This is a genomic window from Limnohabitans sp. Hippo4, assembly GCF_003063605.1.
GTDB lineage: Bacteria > Pseudomonadota > Gammaproteobacteria > Burkholderiales > Burkholderiaceae_C > Limnohabitans_A.
The window spans coordinates 54289-70707 of sequence record NZ_NESE01000005.1 but is presented as its reverse complement, the minus strand read 5'-3'; the positions used below and the strand labels follow the sequence as shown (position 1 = coordinate 70707).

17 protein-coding genes are annotated in these 16419 nt (G+C 55.0%); 11 read left to right on the top strand and 6 right to left on the bottom strand.

Going from position 1 to position 16419, the window contains the following annotated elements:
• Position 1: 1 nt before the first annotated feature.
• On the bottom strand, positions 2-262 hold the full coding sequence (locus B9Z46_RS12675) for a PP0621 family protein (RefSeq protein ID WP_108257009.1): 261 nt from the start codon (positions 260-262) through the stop codon (positions 2-4).
• Positions 259-1065, bottom strand: a complete 807-nt coding sequence (locus B9Z46_RS12670) for an inner membrane protein YpjD (protein ID WP_108257007.1) — start codon at positions 1063-1065, stop codon at positions 259-261. The genes B9Z46_RS12675 and B9Z46_RS12670 overlap by 4 nt, the downstream gene beginning before the upstream one ends.
• Positions 1066-1143: 78 nt before the next feature.
• On the opposite strand from B9Z46_RS12670, the gene ffh reads away from it, so the two are divergent.
• Complete coding sequence (gene ffh, locus B9Z46_RS12665) at positions 1144-2541, top strand: signal recognition particle protein (protein WP_055361618.1); 1398 nt, start codon at positions 1144-1146, stop codon at positions 2539-2541.
• 25 nt (positions 2542-2566) lie between these two features.
• On the opposite strand, the gene B9Z46_RS12660 is transcribed toward ffh, so the two are convergent.
• The gene (locus B9Z46_RS12660; RefSeq protein WP_108257005.1) at positions 2567-4081 is read right to left on the bottom strand and encodes a glutamine synthetase family protein; all 1515 of its coding nucleotides are present in this window, start codon (positions 4079-4081) and stop codon (positions 2567-2569) included.
• Positions 4082-4091: 10 nt separating this feature from the next.
• Complete coding sequence (locus tag B9Z46_RS12655) at positions 4092-5456, bottom strand: aromatic ring-hydroxylating dioxygenase subunit alpha (protein WP_055361615.1); 1365 nt, start codon at positions 5454-5456, stop codon at positions 4092-4094.
• 28 nt (positions 5457-5484) lie between these two features.
• Here B9Z46_RS12655 and B9Z46_RS12650 point away from each other — a divergent pair, with 28 nt between their 5' ends.
• Positions 5485-5934 (top strand): gamma-glutamylcyclotransferase, encoded by a 450-nt coding sequence (locus B9Z46_RS12650; protein ID WP_108257003.1) that lies wholly within the window; start codon positions 5485-5487, stop codon positions 5932-5934.
• A 3-nt stretch (positions 5935-5937) separates the two neighbouring features.
• On the opposite strand, the gene miaB is transcribed toward B9Z46_RS12650, so the two are convergent.
• Both miaB and B9Z46_RS12640 read right to left on the bottom strand, forming a co-directional pair.
• Positions 5938-7275 (bottom strand): tRNA (N6-isopentenyl adenosine(37)-C2)-methylthiotransferase MiaB, encoded by a 1338-nt coding sequence (miaB, locus tag B9Z46_RS12645; RefSeq protein ID WP_108257001.1) that lies wholly within the window; start codon positions 7273-7275, stop codon positions 5938-5940.
• 143 nt (positions 7276-7418) lie between these two features.
• A complete protein-coding gene (locus B9Z46_RS12640) occupies positions 7419-7991 on the bottom strand; it encodes a DUF2889 domain-containing protein (protein WP_199220608.1) in 573 nt (190 codons plus the stop codon).
• Positions 7992-8157: 166 nt separating this feature from the next.
• On the opposite strand from B9Z46_RS12640, the gene B9Z46_RS12635 reads away from it, so the two are divergent.
• The 9 genes from B9Z46_RS12635 to B9Z46_RS12595 are packed head-to-tail and all read left to right on the top strand — an operon-like array spanning position 8158 to position 16406.
• Positions 8158-8967, top strand: coding sequence for a GntR family transcriptional regulator (locus B9Z46_RS12635; protein ID WP_199220607.1), 810 nt, complete (start codon positions 8158-8160; stop codon positions 8965-8967).
• Between the two features lie 41 nt (positions 8968-9008).
• Positions 9009-10211 carry an ABC transporter substrate-binding protein gene (locus tag B9Z46_RS12630; RefSeq protein WP_055361607.1) on the top strand — a complete coding sequence of 401 codons (1203 nt, stop codon included), beginning with the start codon at positions 9009-9011 and terminating at the stop codon, positions 10209-10211.
• Positions 10212-10256: 45 nt separating this feature from the next.
• On the top strand, positions 10257-11141 hold the full coding sequence (locus tag B9Z46_RS12625) for a branched-chain amino acid ABC transporter permease (protein ID WP_055362064.1): 885 nt from the start codon (positions 10257-10259) through the stop codon (positions 11139-11141).
• A gap of 10 nt (positions 11142-11151) precedes the next feature.
• Positions 11152-12120, top strand: coding sequence for a branched-chain amino acid ABC transporter permease (locus tag B9Z46_RS12620; protein ID WP_108256999.1), 969 nt, complete (start codon positions 11152-11154; stop codon positions 12118-12120).
• The gene (locus tag B9Z46_RS12615; protein WP_108256997.1) at positions 12113-12874 is read left to right on the top strand and encodes an ABC transporter ATP-binding protein; all 762 of its coding nucleotides are present in this window, start codon (positions 12113-12115) and stop codon (positions 12872-12874) included. The genes B9Z46_RS12620 and B9Z46_RS12615 overlap by 8 nt, the downstream gene beginning before the upstream one ends.
• Entirely contained in the window at positions 12871-13581 is a 711-nt protein-coding gene (locus B9Z46_RS12610; protein ID WP_055361601.1) for an ABC transporter ATP-binding protein, read from the top strand. Before B9Z46_RS12615 ends, B9Z46_RS12610 begins: the two co-directional genes overlap by 4 nt.
• A gap of 13 nt (positions 13582-13594) precedes the next feature.
• Complete coding sequence (locus B9Z46_RS12605) at positions 13595-14563, top strand: tripartite tricarboxylate transporter substrate binding protein (protein WP_108256995.1); 969 nt, start codon at positions 13595-13597, stop codon at positions 14561-14563.
• Complete coding sequence (locus B9Z46_RS12600; protein WP_108256993.1) at positions 14560-15870, top strand: 3-isopropylmalate dehydratase large subunit; 1311 nt, start codon at positions 14560-14562, stop codon at positions 15868-15870. The genes B9Z46_RS12605 and B9Z46_RS12600 overlap by 4 nt, the downstream gene beginning before the upstream one ends.
• Positions 15867-16406 carry a 3-isopropylmalate dehydratase gene (locus tag B9Z46_RS12595; RefSeq protein ID WP_055361595.1) on the top strand — a complete coding sequence of 180 codons (540 nt, stop codon included), beginning with the start codon at positions 15867-15869 and terminating at the stop codon, positions 16404-16406. Before B9Z46_RS12600 ends, B9Z46_RS12595 begins: the two co-directional genes overlap by 4 nt.
• Positions 16407-16419 lie beyond the last annotated feature (13 nt).

Here is a 16419-nt window from a genome sequence, read left to right as displayed (position 1 = left end):
TTTAGACCCGGGTGTCCGAGGCGGCTTGGCAATGCGCCTGAGAGCAGTAAATGCCGCGCTGCCCTTGCACCATGTCAGCCGCGGGCATGTGCACACCGCATTGTGTGCATGCCTGCATGGGGCTGGGCTCTGAGGTGGGGGGAGTGGGGGCTGGATGGGTTTCGGCGGACTTGGACTTGCGCTCGTTCAAGGCATTCAAGCGGTTTCTGCGCCACAGCCAAACCGCAAACAAAATCGTCAGCAGGAACAGCAGAATTTTCAAAGGCTGCGCCCCAAAACGACTTCCAGCACAAAACGCGAGCCCGCATAAGCCAACAGCAGCAGCGCGGCGCCCGAGTAAAGTACGCGAACAGCACGTCGGCCGCGCCAGCCAAATTGATGTCTGCCCAGCAGCAAGGCGCCAAAGGTGAGCCAGGACAGGATGGAGAAGACAGTTTTATGGTCCCATTTCCAATGCGCGCCCGCTGCACCATAGAGCTGCTCGCCAAAAGCAAAGCCCGCAATGAGGGTGAGGGTGAGCAGAACAAAGCCCAGCATCACAAATCGGAACATGAGCCGCTCTAGCGTGAGCAAGGGCAAGCCACTTTGGTTTTCATTGCCTTGTCGGATTTCAATTTCGGCGCTGGTCATGAGTGCTGCATGAATGACGGCCGCGGCAAACATGCCATAGGAGGCAATGCCCAAAGCCCAGTGCAGGGGTAGCCAAATGGAGGCGGTGACTTGAAGTGCATGACCAGGAAACACCCAAGCCAGTGCCACAGCGGCGCTGCCCAAGGCCGCCATGGTCCAACGCGCTTTCAATTGCGGAAAATATTGGGATTCGACGGCGTAGGCCGTCAGGACCCACCAGACCGTGACGGACAAAGCGGGGGCAAAGCCAAAGCGCGGTGTTTCACCCAAGAGACCAATGCCAATGGTGGCGCCATGCAAGAACCAAGCGAGCCACAAATAGCGGCGTGCCAAGCTGGGGCCCATTCGATCTGCCGTGATGGCGGGAATGGCATAAGCGATGGCAGTTAAAAGCGTCAACCACATCGCCAAATCAGATGGACTGGCTAAAATCATGCTTCCTAGTTTAGCGTTTTGAGCCCTTGCAATCTGGCAATCGGCGCAAAACCTAGCGGTTTATGAGAAATTTTCCCTATGGCTTCCGCCCTCACCGACAAACTCTCGCAACTTGTTAAGCAAATCAGTGGTCAAGCGCGGATCACGGAGTCCAATGTCACTGACATGCTGCGCGAGGTTCGCATGGCCTTGCTGGAGGCTGATGTGGCCTTGCCGGTGGTGCGCGATTTCATTGCCCGTGTGAAAGAAAAAGCCTTGGGGCAAGAGGTGCTGGGCTCTTTAAAGCCTGGCCAAGCCTTGGTGGCCATCGTGAACCGCGAGTTGGCTGCCACCATGGGCGAAGGTGTGGCCGATATCAACTTGGCAGCGCAACCGCCTGCTGTCATTTTGATGGCAGGTTTGCAAGGTGCCGGTAAAACCACCACCACCGCCAAGTTGGCCAAGCACCTGATTGAAAAGCGCAAGAAAAAAGTGCTGACCGTGTCGGGCGACGTGTACCGACCTGCGGCCATTGAGCAGCTGAAAACCGTCACAGCACAAGCCGGCGCCGAATGGTTCCCCAGTTCGCCTGACCAAAAGCCTTTGGACATTGCACGTGCTGCCATCGATTACGCACGCAAGCATTTCTTTGATGTGTTGCTGGTCGACACGGCAGGTCGTTTGGCCATTGACGAAGCCCTGATGGCTGAAATTCGGGAGTTGCATGCGGCTTTGAACCCTGTGGAAACTTTGTTTGTGGTTGATGCCATGCAAGGTCAGGATGCGGCCAACACCGCCAAAGCTTTTAAAGATGCTTTGCCTCTGACCGGCATTGTTCTGACCAAGATGGATGGCGACTCCCGAGGTGGCGCGGCTTTGTCTGTGCGTCAAATCACGGGTGCGCCCATCAAGTTTGCAGGTACCAGCGAAAAAATTGACGGCCTCGAAGTTTTTGATGCCGAGCGACATGCAGGCCGTATCTTGGGCATGGGCGATATCTTGGCCTTGGTGGAGCAAGTCACTGCCGGCGTGGACATGGAAGCCGCGCAAAAGTTGGCGGCCAAAGTCAAGAGCGGCAGCGGTTTTGATTTGAATGATTTTTTGGCGCAAATTCAGCAAATGAAGCAAATGGGTGGCTTGTCCAGTTTGATGGACAAATTGCCCACGCAGTTGGCGGCCAAGGCTGGCAGCATGGATTTGGGCAAAGCCGAAAAAGACATCGCGCGCAAGCAAGGCATCATTCACAGCATGACACCGCGTGAGCGCAGCAAACCTGAACTCATCAAAGCCACGCGCAAGCGCCGCATCGCCATGGGCGCAGGCGTTCAAGTGCAGGATGTGAACCGCTTGCTCAAAGAGTTTGAGCAAATGCAAGACATGATGAAAAAAATGTCCGGCGGCGGCATGATGAAGATGATGAAGCGCTTGGGTGCCATGAAGGGCATGGGCGGCTTTGGCGGCATGGGCGGTGGCGGTTTCCCTGGCATGAAACGCTAAGGGTTCAGCCTTTGGGCCTGATTCATCAAATGCGGCTGAAATACTCTCGCCGCTGAAATTCCACCTTGTCTTCCGCGTCATTGAAACGCGTTTGCTCTGACTGTTTGATGCGCTGGTAATAGCGCACAAAGTCAGCGCCCAAACCCGCGCTCAAAATTGGGTCATCGCCCAATCGCGCTAAGGCATCACCCAAAGTCAAGGGCAAACGCTCGGCACTTTCTGCGTAAGGTGCTTCTGTGGCGAATGGCGCCGTCAGATCGTTTTCAATGCCATCCAAGCCCGCCAAAATTTGCGAGGCCATGTACAGGTAGGGATTGGCAGCAGGCTCGCCCATTCTGTTTTCAATGCGCGTGCCAGCATCGCCGGGGCCACCCACCACGCGGAGCATGGCGCCGCGATTGTCGCGGCCCCACAAAATGCTTTGGGGTGCCAAAGCGTTGGGCTTGAAGCGACCAAAGCCATTGACTGTGGTGGTGCACAAAGACGTCATGCCTTGACCGTGGGCCAACAAGCCGGCCAGATACGTTGCACCGATCTTGGAGAGAGCGTGACAGGCATCGTCTGCACGCAGCGATTGCGCCTCTTGAATGTCTTGCGCAGTGGTGCGCGCAAACAGGTTCTGACCTGTTTGCAAGTCGTAGAGAGATTGATGCAAATGCCAGCCACTGCTCATGATGTTCTCAAACGGCGGTCGGCACATGAACGTGGCGTGATAGCCGGCGCGTCTCAAGGCTTGTTTGATGGCGCTTCTAAAAAGCACCATGTTGTCGGCTGCCGTCATGGCATCGGTGGCTTTGAACACGGCTTCAACTTGACTGGGGCCCAGTTCAATTTCCAGGGACAACAATGGCAAACCCAAATCTTGGGCTGTTTGTTTGACGATGCGCAGCGCAGGTTCTGCGCGGTCAAACCACAACTCATTGAGCAAGTTGTAGCCGGGATGAATCATGCTGACCTCGGGCGCTGGTCCTGGCCATGCGGCTTGCGCAGGGTCGGCATCGTCACCGTGCTCGGCGTCTTTGAGTTTGTAAATGTGAAACTCAACTTCTAGGCCGCATCGCATGCCCCAGCCTTTGGTGGCCAACTTTTCCAAGGCAGTTTGCAAAATACGACGCGAGTCGTAGGTTACAACTTGGCCATTCGGGAACCAAGGCTGACACATCAGCCAGCCTGTTTTTTCGGCCCAAGGCAAAATTTTGAAGGTGCTGGGGTCGGGCAACAACATCACATTGCTGGCGCCTTCAAAACCAGGCAATTCATGTTTGACATCGGCTTCAAACACCTTGTAGACGGTGCGATCTGAAGTGTCTTTGAGCATCAAGGTGCTGACCATGCCCATGCCTTGCGCAAAGGCAGTGGCCAACTCGGAAGTGACCCACGTTTTGCCGCGCAAGCTGCCGTGCACATCACACCAAACCAAGCGGATCCACGCCAGGCCAGAGGCTTGCGCCAAGGCCAGTACGCGTTGCACCTCGGCTTGTCGGGCCTGGGTGTTGATGCCGCATTGGTCCGCGAAAGAAGGGATGACTGTTGAGCGCATGTCGCAGAACTCAGGGCGAATTGGGTGTGGCTGCATCCCACGGCGCGCCATCGCGCTTGGCTTGCATGGTTTGCTGTGACCACGTGGACCAATCTTGGGCGGGCGCAATGCCGTCGACGGTATCGGGGCCAAATCGGGTGGCTGCAACTTCGGCCTTGGCAAATCCGGGAGGCAATGCGCCTGCAGCCACATCGTCAATGGCTTTGGCCAACATGCGGCGATTGGCAATGATCACTTTGTCGGAGGTGCCCAAATGTTCGCGAGTTCTGTTTTGAATGGCCCCCATGCTTTCGCAGGCCCATTGATCGTGCACATTGATGTCGTCCTCGCCCATGCCCAAAAACGTGCGCGTCATTTGTTCTTCGGGGTTGAAGCCCCAGTTGTTGTGACGTCCTGATTTGGGGATGTAGTCGGGCAAGCTGACGGCCTCAAGCCGTTGATTGCGCATGGCAACTTTGTTGACAGGATCGGCAAAACTCGTGAAGACGGCATACCAGTAGGTGCGCGTGTCGTCCACCGGCACATGCATCTGCGTGATGGTCATGGTTTCTGACAAAGGAATCACAAAAGTGTTGGGGAACAGCGAATTGGTGATGCGCACATGCGTCAGCTTGTCTGTCATGTGCCGGAGTGTGGTCAGTTGGAGGCCATAAGCTTTTTCGGTGAAGGCAATGTCGGGTTGGTCAAACTCGCGCATGACGCGGGTCATGGGCCATTTTTCACCATCGATTTCACCTGCACTGGCGCCGCGAAATTGTTTGCCGTAGGTGTCTTCCAAGGAGGCGTCGTTGAAGAAACGGTGCAAGAAAGATGCGTGCGCAGGGTCGATGCCCACTTCAAAGGCCTGGAGCCAATTGCAGTTCCACAAACCTTTGAAGGCAAAGGTGTGGGTGCCAGGCGCTTCAAAACAATCGATGGCCGGAAGTGGCGGTGGTGTGCTGCCCTCAGGCCCCATCCACGCAAACAAAATACCGCTGCGTTCTTGAATGGGGTAATTGCGTTGCTTGATGCGGGTGCACAAAACACTGCCTTGGGGTTCGGCGGGGGTTTCGAGGCATTGGCCCGTGACGTCAAATTTCCAGCCGTGAAAGGGACAGCGCAGGCCATCGCCTTCATTGCGACCAAAGGCCAGGTCGGCGCCGCGATGCGGACAGTCGCGATCGAGCAATCCAAACTGGCCCTGCGCATTTTTGAACAAGACCAAGTCTTGGCCGAGCAAGCGAACCGCTTTGACAGGTCGGATGGCCATGCGGGGATCGAGTTGGGGGTCGAATTCGTCCATCAAAGCCACAGGGTGCCAGTAATGGCGTAGCATTTCGCCACAGGGTGTACCTTGGCCAATGCGCGTGAAGCGCTCGTTTTGTTCTGCTCTCATGAATTCACTTTAACGCAAAAACCAGAGGATGAAAATGATTTCGCGCAAGCCACCCTTTGCTGAAAACGAATTGCTTTTTGTCTACGGTACTTTGTTGTCTGGCCTCAGCAATCACCACCACATGCAAGGTGCAACTTGCCTTGGACCGGCCACGATGCAGGGTGCTTTGTTCGATTTGGGGGACTACCCGGCCATGAAGTTGCTGGGTGACAGGGCTGCGCCGCTGGGAACAGTGCTGGGGGAGTTGTACAAAATTGAAGCGTCTCAGTGGCAGCGGTTGGACGATCTAGAAGAAGTTGATCCTGAATCGATGGCGAACTCCATGTACTTGCGCGTCACAGCCGATGTGACTTGGCTCGCAACTGAATCGCCCCAAGCAGTGCGCGCGCAAGTCTATGTCTACAACTGGTCCTTAGAGGGCAGACCTCCAATCAAAAATGGCGACTTTCGTCGCCATATCTCACTCAAAAAAGCTTAGGCTTTATTCAGGCAACACCAAGTCGCCGCGCAAAGAATGTGACAGCGCCGTGTTGATGCGCACATCCACCATCTGACCCACCAAGCGCATGCCATTGGGGCCGGCAGGGAAGTTGACCACGCGATTGCATTCGGTGCGTCCCGCCATCTCAGTGGCGTCTTTGCGCGCAGGGCGCTCGACCAAAATGCGTTGCACCGTGTTCAAGCGGCTGTCGCCAATGCGTTTGACGTTGGCTTCAATGGTGGCTTGCAAATGGTGCAGACGTTTGAGCTTCACATCGTGCGGGGTGTCGTCAGGTAAGTTGGCTGCAGGTGTGCCGGGACGTGGGCTGAAGATGAAACTGAAACTGGTGTCGTAGCCTACATCGTCAATCAACTTCATCATCTTGTTGAAGTCTTCCTCGGTTTCGCCAGGGAAGCCCACAATGAAGTCGCTGCTCATGGCCATGTCGGGGCGAATGGCGCGCAGTTTGCGAATGGTGCTTTTGTATTCCATCGCGGTGTAGCCGCGTTTCATGGCCATCAAAATTTTGTCAGAGCCGTGTTGCACGGGCAGGTGCAAATGGCTGACCAACTTGGGCACCTTGTCGTACACATCAATGAGGCGCTGTGTGAATTCGTTGGGATGGCTGGTGGTGTAGCGAATGCGCTCAATGCCGGGAATGTCGGCCACGTATTCAATCAGCAGCGCAAAGTCGGCAATCTCGGCGGTGTCGCCCATCTTGCCGCGGTAGGCATTGACGTTTTGACCCAGCAAGGTAATTTCGCGCACGCCTTGCTCAGCCAAGCCGGCGACTTCGACCAACACGTCTTCAAAGGGTCGGCTGACTTCTTCACCGCGGGTGTAAGGCACCACGCAATAGCTGCAATATTTGCTGCAACCTTCCATGATGGACACGAAAGCGGTGGGGCCGTCCATCTTGGCGGGTGGCAAGTGATCGAACTTTTCAATTTCAGGAAAGGTGATGTCCACTTGCGGACGTTTTTTGGCGCTGCGTGCCGCCAAAAGTTCGGGCAGGCGGTGCAAAGTTTGCGGGCCAAACACCACGTCGACATAAGGCGCGCGTTTGATGATGTCGGCGCCTTCTTGGCTGGCCACACAGCCGCCTACGCCAATCAGCACACCCCGTTCTTTGAGGTGCTTGACGCGACCTAAATCGCTGAAGACTTTTTCTTGGGCGCGTTCACGCACCGAGCAAGTGTTGAACAAAATGAGGTCGGCTTCTTCGACGTCTTGGGTGGGTTCGTAGCCTTCGGCTGCCTTCATGACGTCGGCCATTTTGTCCGAGTCGTACTCGTTCATTTGGCAACCGAAGGTTTTGATAAATACTTTTTTGCTCACAAGAGACTCCAAGCGGTGACTGGTTTATATCCAGGGGCTGATGGAAGGTGCGCGTCGTGCAGACGGGCGGATTAGCCCCCAATTATCGCAGGGACTGAAGCGCAAACAGCGTTACCACTGAAGGGCGCTTGTTGCAATGTGGCTCAGGTCGCTTCGGATTTTCTGTAAAACATAGGGTAGTAACGCTCGACCACCGGGCCATCAAAGGCCCATGACATGCACTTGCCCACGTGCGGCGGCGGCGTGGTGGGCACATGCTCTGGCAGTCCTGCTTGTTGCGCTCTGAATTGGCGTGCCGAAGGGATGGTTTGATAAGCCGCAGTGGCCATGTTGAACAACATTTCACGCAAATGGGTGCAGCCTGCAACGCCCCCCAGATGGGCTTCAATGGTTTTGCGCCAACCAGAACCCAAGGTGCAGCCCACCAGCTTGTGCATGTTGAGAGGGGCTCGGTCACATTCTGGATGGGGAATGTGTGCCATGTCGGTGATCACTTCGTGAATTTTGAATTGGTCGTCCACTGTCAAGCGGATGTTCAAACCATGGATCGGCTGTCCTGCTTCCAAGGGGCCTTGGCTGGGGATGACGAAGTTGTAGGTTTTGACATCGGTCAGGGCGGCTTCGATGTCCCACAAGCCATCTTCCCGCTCAAAGCCTGAATAGACCACGGTTCGAGTGTGTGACAGTTTGCGGGGTGCAGGAGATGGCAGTGCCAATGTTGGCCTCTTTGGTAACAAGTTCAATTCACTGATTATCGATTTGATTTGCCTGATTGAATGACCTCAACGACTTCTACCGTCACACACTCATTGGGGAAACTGCGCATTTGTCCTAACAAATGTCCTATTGACAGGTCATTAGGAGTAATGAAACATATCACCCATGAACCAAAACCTGCCATTGCCCAAGTACCACCAGATTTATCTGGTGTTGTGCGAGCAATTGCAAGAAGGCAAATTCGACGAGGGTTTGCCTGGCGAGTTAGCGCTGATGAAGCAGTTTTCTGTGGCACGCGTCACGGTGCGTCGTGCGCTTCAGCAGATGGCTGAAGAAGGACTCATCAAACGTGAACCAGGTCGCGGCACGCGTCCCGTGAAACGCAATGAAGTCAGTGCCTCCAAACTCGGTGGTGATGTATCAGGTCAGGGCGCTCAACAAGCTCGCTTGACGGGATTGCTGGAAAACCTGGTCACCATGGGTTTGCGCACCTCCGTGAAGGTGTTGTCCGTGCAAACCTTGCTGGCGCCAAAAGAAATCCAAGACAAACTCAAACTTTCAGCCACAGACTGGGTGCAAAAAGCCGAGCGGGTTCGAAGCACGCGAGAAGGGCCGTTGTCGCACATGACCACCTGGGTACCTTCTGAGATTGCCCAAGGTTTTGGCCAGCGAGAATTGGCTCAAAAACCCATTTTGGTGTTGTTGGAAGAGGCGGGCGTCAAAGTGGGCCGCGCTGAGCAAACCATTTCTGCGCGCCTGGCCGATGCCGACATGGCGCGCCACTTGGATGTGCCGGTAGGATCCGCCTTGTTGTCCGTGCGCCGCTTGATTTATGACCAGCAAGACAAACCTGTTCAGTGGTTGCTGGGCTTGTACCGGCCCGACCGTTACGAATACCAAATGCAGTTGTCCCGTGTTGGCAGCATTGACGCCCAAATTTGGGTGGACAAAGAGCTGTCGGCGAATTTTCATTGACCGTCCCTTGATTTTCCCTTGACCTTTTAAAGGAGCTTCCCATGACCACACGTCGTCACTTTATGAGCCAGACCGCTGCAGCGGCTTCTGTCATGTCCTTCCCTTTGATTGCTGGCGCGCAAGCCAAGACAGTCAAAGTGGGTGTGTTGCATCCTGTCACAGGTGCACTGGCGTACTCAGGACAGCAGTGCCGTTTGGGCGCACTGATGGCCATTGAAGACATCAACAAAGCGGGCGGCATCAAGTCATTGGGCGGCGCCAAAATTGAAGCGGTGTTGGGTGATGCCCAATCGAGCCCACAAGCCGGTACTGCAGAAATTGAAAAGATGAACGAAGCAGGCGTGAGCGCTGTGGTGGGTGCCTTTGCATCGGCCATTTGCTTGGCGACAACGCAAGCAGCGGCCAAGTACAACTTGCCCCACGTGGTGGATGTCGGTGTGGCCGATCAAATTGTGGAACGCGGTTTGAAAAACACCTTCCGCTTCGGTCCTGGTTACAAAAAATGTGCGGAAGTGGCTGTGGCCAATTTGCACGTGCTCAACACAGCCGCTGGCAAACCAGCTCGCAGCGTGATGATCATTCACGAAGAGTCTTTGTTTGGCACAGGTACCGCCAACTTGTTGTCTAAAGAATTGCCTGGCTACGGCTACGACGTGAAAGAAGTGATCAAGCACGCCAACCCCACGCGCGACTTCAACAACATTGCCTTGCGCATCAAGCAAGTCAACCCTGACATCGTGATTCCTGCCAACTACTACAACGAGTATGCTTTGTTGGTTCGCACGATGCAGCAGCAAAAAATCACACCCAAAGCCATTTACTCGGTCTTGGGCGGCGCAGCTTCCAGCTACAAGTTTGTCAAAGAATTCCCAGAAGCCGCCAACGGCATCATCGATTGCAACCACTGGTTCAACCCCCGCGACAAGCGTTCTTTGGAATTGAAAAAACGTGTGGAAGCGCAAGGTCAGTTCTTCAGCTACGAGGTGTTCATGACCTACACCGCCATGACTTTGTTGGCCGATGCCATTGAGCGCGCCAAGTCAACAGACCGTGCGGCCATCATCGATGCTTTGAGCAAGAGCACTTTCTCCAATCACATCATGCCTTACGGCGCGACACAGTTTGTGAACGGCCAGAACATGGGTGCACAACCTTTGATGACGCAAGTGGTCAAGGGTGACATCAAGGTGATCGTGCCTCGCGACTACCGCGAAGTGGAACCGATCTTCCCTTTGAAGGCTTAAGCCTTGAGACCACGCCTTGAACCTTAATTTGAATGGGTCACGATGATGTTTGACGCCAGCATTTTGCTGTCCGCTTTGCTCAACGGTTTAACCACCGGCGCAGTCTATGCTTTGATTGCGCTGGGGTTGACCTTGATCTATGGTGTGTTGCACATCATTAACTTTGCGCACGGGGCCTCGCTCATGATGGCGCTGTATGGCGTGTATGCGCTCAAAGAAAGGTGGGGTGTGGACCCTTATGTGGCTTTGCCTTTCATGGTGCCTGCCATGTTTGTGCTGGGCTACGGCATGCAGCGTTTGATCATCAACCGGGCCAGTCACGGCAAAGATGAAAACATCTTGCTGGTGACTTTGGGTTTGTCCATCGTGATGGAAAACTTGGCCTTGTTGTTTTTCAAATCAGACACGCGCACCATCGACACGGCCTACACCTTGAGCACAGTGGCCATTGGGCCGGAGGCTGTGCAGGTGATGGTGTCCTTGCCTAAATTGGTGGCCTTTGCAGGTGCGCTGGTGGTGTCTGCATTGCTGATCGTGATTTTGCAGCGCACGGATTTAGGCCGTGCCATACGTGCTGTGGCCAAAGAAAAACAAGGCGCACGTTTGATGGGCATTGATGTGGAACACGTCTATGCCATGTGCTTTGGTTTGGGCTTGGCCTGTTTGGGCGCCGCTGCATGCTTCTTGTTGCCCGCTTATTACGTCAACCCCCAAGTCGGCAACGGCTTTGTGTTGGTGGCCTTTACGGTGGTGGTGTTGGGTGGCATGGGCAGTTTTGCGGGCGCCTTGTTGGGCGGGCTGCTGATTGGTGTGGTGGAGTCTTTTGGCGGTTTGTTCTTGGGCGAGTCCTTGGGGCAGGTCGGTATTTTTGTGATCTTCATCGCCGTGTTGTTGTTGCGACCTCAAGGTCTGTTTGGGGCGAAGACATGAGGTTGACACCATGAATCAATTGTTCAAAGACTTGTTGAGCATTGCCCTGTTTGTAGCGCTGGTGGCGGTGATCCCTGTGTTGACTGAATCGGGGGTCACGCTGAACTTTGTGATGATGGCGCTTTTTGCTTGTTTGATTGCCCAAGCTTGGAATGTGCTGGGTGGCTTTGGCGGACAGTTTTCATTTGGTCACGCCTTGTTTTTTGGCACGGGCGCTTACTTCCAAGCCATTGCACAAATGAGTTGGGGGTGGAACCCTTGGTTGGCTTTGCCTTGTGCCATGTTGGCTGCAGGTTTGGTGGGCGCCTGGGTTGGCGCACTGTCTTTCAGGTATGGCTTGAAGGGCTCTTACTTTGCCTTGATCACCTTGGCTTTTGCCGAAGTCTTTCGCATTGTGTCGCTGTCGGTGCCTTTCACGGGCGCAGGTGTTGGTTTGATGTTGCCTTTGCAAGAGTCTTGGGCCAACATGCAATTCGGTTCACGCGCTGGTTTTGTTTGGTTAATTTTGGGTTTGGTGACTTTGGCTTTGTGCGTCACCGCGTATTTGCGCAACTCGAGGTTCGGTGCTTATTTGCAGGCCGTGCGTGACAACGAAGATGCAGCGCGGGCTGTGGGGGTCAACCCCTTTCATGTCAAAACCTGGGCCACGGTCATGTCAGGTGCCTTGATGGGCTCAGCGGGTGCTTTTTATGTTCAAGTGTTTCAGTACATCGATCCCGGCATTGGCTTTGGCTCGCACACGTCTGTCGAGGCTTTGGTGGGTGCCATTGTGGGCGGTATGGGCACCTTGTGGGGCCCTGTTTTAGGTGCAGTGGTTTTGCATGTGCTGGCCGATGTGACGCGCAACTTGTTTGGCCAGATGCCTGGCATCAACATGGTGATCTACGGCGCGGTGTTGATTGTGATTGTGATGTTCTTACCGCGCGGCATTGCCGGTTTGAGCGAGTACTTGCCCAAGTCTTGGAGACGTCATGACTAAGCCAAATGCCTTGTTAGAAGTGCAGGGCGTGAGCCGCTCCTTTGGTGGCTTGAAGGCGGTTCAAAACGTCAGCCTGCAAGTGCCTCAAGGCTCGTTGACGGCCTTGATCGGCCCCAACGGTGCCGGCAAAACCACCTTGTTTGCTTTGCTGTCAGGCTTTTTAACGCCGGACACGGGTCGTGTGATTTTCAAGGGGCAGGACATTACGGGTCAAGCGCCGCACTTGAATGCCAAATTGGGCATGACGCGCACCTTCCAAATTGTGCAACCCTTTGCCGCACAAACAGTGCGAGAAAACATTGCAGTTGGCGCGCATTTGCACACGGCATCTCGCGAGCACGCACTGGCAACGGCAGAGCAAGTGGCGCAGCGTGTTGGCTTGGCCGATCAACTCGACAAGCTGGCCAGTGATTTGACAGTAGCGGGACGCAAACGCCTAGAGCTAGCACGTGCCTTGGCCACAGCGCCACAATTGTTGCTCCTCGATGAAGTGTTGGCGGGTTTGAACCCCCAAGAAATTGCAGAAATGATTCCAGTGGTGCGCGCCATTGCAGCATCGGGTGTGACCGTGCTGATGATTGAACACGTGATGCAAGCCGTCATGAGTTTGGCTGAGCATGTGTGGGTGTTGGCGCAAGGGCAATTGATTGCCGAAGGCTCGCCCGCCGAAGTGACACGCCATCCGCAAGTGATTGAAGCCTATTTGGGCCATGGCACGGCAGCTCGCTTGCGCCAAGCGGAGGTGTCAGCATGAGTGAAATTTTGAACGTGTCACAACTGCGCGCTGGCTATGGTGCGGTTGAGGTGTTGCGAGGCGTTGACCTGACGGTGAATGCCGGCGAAACGGTTGCCTTGCTGGGCAGCAATGGGGCGGGTAAGACCACCTTGAATGGCGTGTTGAGTGGTTTGGTCAAAGCGCGCAGCGGACACGTGAACTTTGAAGGCCAAGACATCACAGGTTGGCATGCTCGCAAAGTGGTGCAAGCTGGTTTGATTCATGTGCCAGAAGGACGCAAAGTATTTCCCAACTTAAGCGTGTTGGAAAACTTGTCTTTGGGGGCCTTCACCCGCGGCCGTGAAAGACGTGACGCCAACTTGGAAAAAATCTTTGGCATCTTTCCGCGCCTTCGTGAACGAGTGAAACAACTGGCCGGTACTTTGAGCGGTGGCGAGCAACAAATGTTGGCCATTGGCCGTGGCTTGATGGCCGAGCCGCAACTCTTGATTTTGGACGAGCCTTCCTTGGGTCTTTCGCCTTTGTTGGTGGAAGAGATGTTCACCTTGATTGGCCAACTCAAAGCCAACGGCTTGGCAGTGTTGCTGGTGGAGCAAAACGTGGGGCAGTCGCTTGAGATTGCAGACCGTGCTTATGTGATGGAAAACGGTGCGATCCGTTTCAGCGGCAAGCCCGCAGAGTTGTTGGCCAGTGACACATTGCGACAAGCCTACTTGGGCATGTGAGCAGGACTTTCCCATGAAAAAATTTTTCTTGAAACTGAAATTCTGTGTGTTGGCGTGCGCTGTGGTCTTGGGCAGTGCCCATGCGCAAACCTCTGCTACGGCACCCATTCGCATCTTGGTGGGCGCACCTGCAGGCGGCACCACCGACACCATGGCACGCACCTTGGCGCAGGCGATGGGACAACAATTGGGCCGCGTGGTGGTGGTCGAAAACAAACCGGGCGCAGGCGGTAACTTGGCCGCAGACATGGTGGCAAAAGCGGCACCAGATGGCAATACCTTGTTGATGAGTTTCACCAGCCACGCCATCAATGCGTCACTCTATCCCAGCTTGCCCTTTGACCCCATCAAAGACTTCACACCTTTGACCATGGTCTCCACCTCGCCTTCCGTGTTGGTGGCGCATCCCTCTTTGCCTGTGAAGAATGTGGCGGACTTGGTGAAGTTGGCCAAAGAAAAACCAGGACAGCTGAACTTTGCCATTGGCGCGCTGGGCTCATCTCTTCACTTGGCAGGCGACTCGTTCAAAATGAAAGCAGGGGTCTTCATTGTCAACATTCCTTATCGCGGTACAGCCCCTGCGGTTCAAGATGTGTTGGCGGGTCAAGTGGAATTGATGTTTGCGGCCGTGGGCAACGCGCAAGCGCACATCAAAGCGGGCAAGTTGCGTGCGTTGGGTGTGACCAGTCCCAAACGCTTGCCAGCCTTCCCCGATGTGCAGGCCATTGGCGAAACACTGCCAGGCTATGAGTCGAGTGCATGGTTTGGTTTGTTTGCACCAGGTCGCATGAACCCCGACTTGGCCAAGCGTTTGAGCGATGCAGCACGCGTGGCGATTCAAACACCCGACGTGAAGCGTCGCATTGAATCTGAAGGCGCCATTCCCGCAGGCAACAGCCCACAAGAATTCTCCAAATTTGTTGAAGCCGAAATTGTGCGCTGGCGTGCAGTGGTGCAGTACGCCGGAGCTAAACCAGAATGAGTGCTGCCAACATTTCTACCAGCTTGATTGCCAAGCCGACTGGCGCCACTTTGGCGCAAAAGTTGATTGCGCGCGCAGCAGGTCGTGAACAGGTCAGTGTGGGGGAGGTGCTGACGTGCCAAGTGGATTTGGCCATGTTCCACGATTCATCTGGGCCTCGTCGCCTCAAGCCGATGCTGACCGACATCGGTGCGCAAATTTGGGACCGCAACAAAGTGGTCTTGGTGCTGGACCACTATGTGCCCGCCCAAGATGCAGACTCGCAAAAAATTGTTCAAGTCACACGTGACGTGGCCAAAGAATGGCAACTGCCCCACGTGATTGACTCTGAAGGCATCTGCCATGTGGTGTTGCCAGAGCGTGGTCATTTGAAACCTGGTTACTTTTGTGTGGGCGGCGATTCGCATTCACCAACTGGCGGCGCCTTTGGCACTTACATGTTTGGCATCGGTGCAACCGAAATGTTGGGCGTGGTGGCCACCGGCGAAATCTGGGTGCAAGTACCGCAAACGCTGCGCATGGTGTGGTCAGGTGCTTTGCAAAAAGGCGTCTGTGCCAAAGACATGATGCTGCACATGATTGGCAAGTTTGGTATGAACGGTGGCAACTACCAGGCGGTAGAGTTTGCCGGTGATACGGTGCGAGGTTTGGGCATGCAAGAGCGCATGACCCTTTCCAACATGAGCGCAGAAATGGGCGCGCAAGTGGGCCTGATAGCAGCCGATGACGTGACCACAAACTACTTGAAGTCGGTGGGCGTGACAGATGCACAGTTGGAGGCCAGTCATTTTTTTCAAACCGATGAAGATGCCGACTGTCAGCGTTTTGAGTTTGATGCGTCGCAACTCAGCCCTCAGGTGGCCGCGCCGCACAGTCCAGAAAACACGAAGCCAGTGGCCGCATTTGCCAACATCAAACCCACAGTGGCTTACATCGGCGCCTGCACTGGCGCCAAGTTGGCCGATTTGCGTGCCGCCGCTGAAGTCTTGAAAGGCCGCAAAGTTGCGGCTGGTGTTCAATTGCTGGTCGCCCCCGCCAGTGCCCGTGATCAAGCGCAAGCAGCACGCGAAGGTGTGATGCAAATTTTGACCGATGCGGGCGCCAGTGTGCTCCCCAATGCCTGCGGTGCCTGTGCAGGCTACGGCGGTACGTTTCAGGAAGGTGCCACGGTCATTTCCAGTACGGCGCGTAACTTTCAAGGTCGCATGGGTCCCGCCAGTGTGCAAGTGTATTTGGCCTCGCCTTGGTCTGTGGCTGCTGCGGCAGTGACGGGTCACATCTCTGATGTGCGCGAGGTGTTGTCATGAGCCAAAACGCCATCACAAGCCACAAGGTTTGGCGCGTGGGTGCCAACATCGACACCGATGCCTTGGCGCCAGGTGCCTACATGAAGCACGGCATTGAGGTGATTGCCGCCCATTGCTTGGAAGTGCACCGCACAGATTTTGCAAATGAAGTGAAACCTGGCGATGTTTTGGTGGCCGGTCCCAACTTCGGCATTGGCTCTTCCAGAGAGCAAGCGGCAGGCGCATTGAAATACTTGGGTCTTGCGGCCGTCATTGCCCCTTCTTACAGTGGCTTGTTTTTCAGAAACGCTTTCAACTTAGGTCTCTTGCTGTTGACATGCCCAGAGGCCGACAGTTTGCAAGAAAACGAACACGTGCAATTGACCTACGAAGGCACAACACCTCAAGTACTGACCTCTTCAGGGCGCTTGTTGGCTTGTGCGCCTGTGCCTTCCTTTTTGATGGACATGGTGAAGGCGGGCGGCTTGGTCAATGTGTTGAAACAGCGCATGACCTTGAAGTCTCAGCCGCCATTGAGCGCCCATCTGTCCTCCTGAATTTTTCGCAATG